The 3547-nt window shown below is 71.9% G+C and carries 4 protein-coding genes; all 4 read left to right on the forward strand.

What is annotated here, in order from left to right:
- Window positions 1-864: HAMP domain-containing sensor histidine kinase (locus tag AB0M56_RS50390; protein ID WP_364190751.1), on the forward strand; the 864-nt coding region annotated here is incomplete at its 5' end.
- Window positions 865-913: 49 nt separating this feature from the next.
- Entirely contained in the window at window positions 914-2320 is a 1407-nt protein-coding gene (locus tag AB0M56_RS50395; RefSeq protein WP_364190754.1) for a ferredoxin reductase family protein, read from the forward strand.
- A gap of 11 nt (window positions 2321-2331) precedes the next feature.
- Entirely contained in the window at window positions 2332-2772 is a 441-nt protein-coding gene (locus AB0M56_RS50400; protein ID WP_364190757.1) for an FMN-binding protein, read from the forward strand.
- Complete coding sequence (locus AB0M56_RS50405) at window positions 2769-3503, forward strand: FAD:protein FMN transferase (RefSeq protein WP_364190760.1); 735 nt, start codon at window positions 2769-2771, stop codon at window positions 3501-3503. The genes AB0M56_RS50400 and AB0M56_RS50405 overlap by 4 nt, the downstream gene beginning before the upstream one ends.
- Window positions 3504-3547: the final 44 nt, after the last annotated feature.

Raw genomic sequence — 3547 nt, forward strand, 5'->3', positions numbered from 1 at the left:
CTCGCGGGCTGGCTGCTCGCGCGCCAGATCACCCGCCGGCTCGTGCGGCTCACGGCCGTCACCGAGCAGGTGACCGACGGCGGCCTCGTGCAGGCGAGCGTCCCCACTGGTGGACGTGATGAGGTCGGCCGCCTGGCCACGTCCTTCGACCACATGCTCAGCCGGCTCGCCGACGCCCGCGCCGACCAGGAGCGCCTCGTCCAGGACGCCGCGCACGAGCTGCGCACACCGTTGACGAGCCTGCGGACCAACGCCCAGGTGATGCGGCGCTTCGACGAGCTGTCTCCCGACTCCCGCATACGACTGCTCGACGACGTCGACGGCGAAACGCGCGAGCTGACGCACCTCATCACCGAGATCGTCGACCTCGCCACCCGGCGCTACGACAGCGAAGAGACCGGCCCGGTCGAGCTGGCCGCGGTCGCCGAGCGCGCCGCCGAGCGGGTGCGGCGACGGTCCGGCCGGGCGGTGGTGGTCGACGCCGACGACACCGTCGTCTCAGGGCAGGCGCGCAGGCTGGAGCGTGCGGTGGCCAACCTGCTCGAGAACGCGGTGAAGTTCGATGCCGGGGGTAGCGAGCCGATCGAGCTGACCGTCCGAAGCGGACAGATCGAAGTCCTCGACCGCGGTCCCGGGATTCCCGCGCAGGACCTGCCGCACGTCTTCGACCGCTTCCACCGCGCCGACGCGGCCCGGGCGCTGCCGGGCTCCGGGCTCGGGCTGGCGATCGTGCGCGAAACAGCCGCGGCGCACGACGGAACCGTCGTCGCCCGCCTGCGCTCGGGGGGTGGGGCCGTCGTGGGGTTCACCGTCGACGGTGATCGACTCTTACCGTCTTCTCACCCAGATCACGCCGGGAACTAACCGCGCTCCGCAAAGGTGGTGACACCACGAACACCACCAGGAGCACCCGATGTCCACCGTTCCCCTCGCGATCCGGCCCGGCGAAGTTCCCGCCACGCGCCGGGTCCGTCCGCTCCACCGGTGGTGGCGCGACGCCGCCGGGCTGGCGGCCTGGGCGATGCTCCTGTTCGTCGCGGCGCTGTGGGTTTCGGACCAGGGCGTGCAGCAGCTGGGATCCGTAGCGGCCGCGCTCACGTCGACGGGCCGGCTGACCGGCCTGCTGGCCGCCGCGCTCTTGCTGCTGCAGGTGCTGCTGATGGCGCGGATCCCGTGGGTCGAGCGCAGCTACGGCCAAGACGCGCTGGCGCGCCGGCACCGGCTCACCGGGTTCACCTCGTTCGTGCTGCTGTGCCTGCACATCGTCCTGATCTCGCTCGGCTACGCCGCGACCGACCACACCGGACTTCTCGCCGAAGTGTGGGATCTCGTGACCACGTACCCGGGCATGCTGCTGGCGACCGCCGGCACGGCCGCGCTCGTCCTGGTCGTCGTCACGTCGGTCCGGGCCGCGCGGCGCCGGTTGAGGTACGAGTCGTGGCACCTGCTGCACCTCTACGCCTACCTCGGTGTCGGCCTCGCCCTGCCGCACCAGCTGTGGACGGGCGAGGACTTCACCGCCTCGGCCACGGCGACCGTGTTCTGGTGGAGCGCCTACGCCGCCGCCGCCGGAGCGCTGCTGGTGTTCCGCGTGGCACTCCCGCTTGCGCTCAGCCTGCGGCACCGCCTTGTGGTCGACCGCGTGGTGCCCGAAGGTGCCGGCGTCGTATCCGTGTATCTGCGCGGGCGCCGGCTCGACCGGCTGAAAGTGGTGGCAGGACAGTTCTTCGTGTGGCGGTTCCACGGTGCCGGGTGGACGCGCGGCAAGCCGTTCTCCCTCTCCGCCGCACCGGACGGCCACCGCCTCCGGATCACCGCCCGGGACCTCGGCCCCGGCAGCGCGCGGCTCGCGGCTCTGCCCGTGGGGACGCGAGTGTGGTTCGAAGGCCCGTACGGCGCCCTCACCGGCAGCGTCCGAACAGGACGCAAGATCACGATGTTCGCCTCCGGAATCGGGATCACACCGTTGCGGGCACTTCTGGAAGAACTGCCCTACGAGCCCGGCGAAGCCGTGGTGTTCTACCGGTTCTCCTCCCCCGCGCACGCGCTGTTCCACCACGAGCTCGAGCACCTCGCACGGACCCGTGGAGTGCGGATCCACTACCTGCCGGGCCACCGCGCTCGCGGGCGCGCTTCGTGGCTACCCGCGCTCTACGCCTCCGTGCCCGACCACACCATCTTGCGCTACTTCGTGCCCGACATCGCCGAGCACGACGTGATCATCTGCGGCCCCACCGCGTGGGCAAGCGCCGTGAGCGAATCCGCGCAGCAGTGCCGGGTACCGCGAGAGCGGGTCCACTTCGAACAGTTCGCTTGGTAGGAGCTCCGGACATGCGAAGAATCGCCATCGCCATCGCGGCCACCGTGTCGATCGTCGTCCTGCTGTTCAGCTACCGCACGAGCACGAACCAGACCTCGGTCACCGCGCAGCTACCCGGTGTCGTCCGGTCGCCTTCGACCTCGGCGCCGTCGGCCCCCTCCGCAACCGGCTCGGGTGCCGGCACGTTCACCGGCGCGGCCGCCGACACGCCGTATGGCCCGGTCCAGGTCGAGATCACCGTGGCAGGCGGGAAGATCACGGCCGCGCGCGTGCTGCAGGTGCCCCAGGAGTCCGGCCGCGACGTGCGCATCAACTCCGCCGCGGTGCCGGTCCTGAACCAGGAGGTACTGCAGGCGCAGAGCGCGCAGATCGACACCGTCAGCGGCGCGACCTACACCTCGCAGGGCTACCTCCAGTCCCTCCAATCCGCGATCGACGCGGCCCACCGGTGACCGGGCCGGACCGGCGCGCATGGATGCGCGTGATCATGGGCATGCCGATCAGCCTGCACCTGCGAGGCCCGGGTGTCCGCACCGACGTCGCGGCGGAATCCGTTGTCGCGGAGGTGTTCTCGTACCTGTGCACGATCGACCGGCTGTTCAGCCTCCACCGGCCCGGCAGCGAAGTCAGCCGCATCCGCCGCGGCGAACTCCCGCCCGGCGATCGGCATCCGTGGGTCCGCGAAGTCGCGCGACTGTGCGTCGAAGCCCGTGAGCGCACCGACGGCTGGTTCGACGCCGACCTCCCCGCCGGCTACGACCCGTCCGGACTCGTCAAGAGCTGGGCCGCCCAGACCGCCGCCACGTTCCTCGACGGGCTGCCGGACCACGACTACTGCCTCAACGCGGGCGGCGACGTCGTGGTCGCCGTGCACGCCCCGGATTCGGCGGCGTGGCGCGTCGGCGTCGAAGACCCCCGCGACCGCGGCCGCCTGCTGGCCGTGCGAACCGTACGCGCGGGCGGCGTGGCCACGTCCGGCACGGCGGCTCGCGGCCACCACATCGTCGATCCCCACACCGGCGCCCCTGCGCGGGCCCTGATGTCCGCGACGGTCGCCGGCCCGAGCCTGCTGTGGGCCGACGTCTACGCCACCGCCGCCATCGCCCGCGGCGGCAACGTCGAACGCTGGGTACGCGCCCGAGCTCCCGGCTACGAAGCCTGCGCCGTCGTCCGCTGTCCCTGAACCCCGTCACTGCTCGAAGGAACCGATGACCACGCTCAACGGCC

Origin of the sequence: Amycolatopsis sp. NPDC051372, from assembly GCF_040682095.1 — a bacterium.
Lineage (GTDB): Bacteria > Actinomycetota > Actinomycetes > Mycobacteriales > Pseudonocardiaceae > Amycolatopsis.

What these genes read in the sequence shown, in the direction of transcription:
- AB0M56_RS50395 (WP_364190754.1), top strand. Translation starts at nt 914, where the DNA reads ATGTCCACCGTTCCCCTCGCGATCCGGCCCGGCGAAGTTCCCGCCACG.
- AB0M56_RS50400 (WP_364190757.1), top strand. Translation starts at nt 2,332, where the DNA reads ATGCGAAGAATCGCCATCGCCATCGCGGCCACCGTGTCGATCGTCGTC.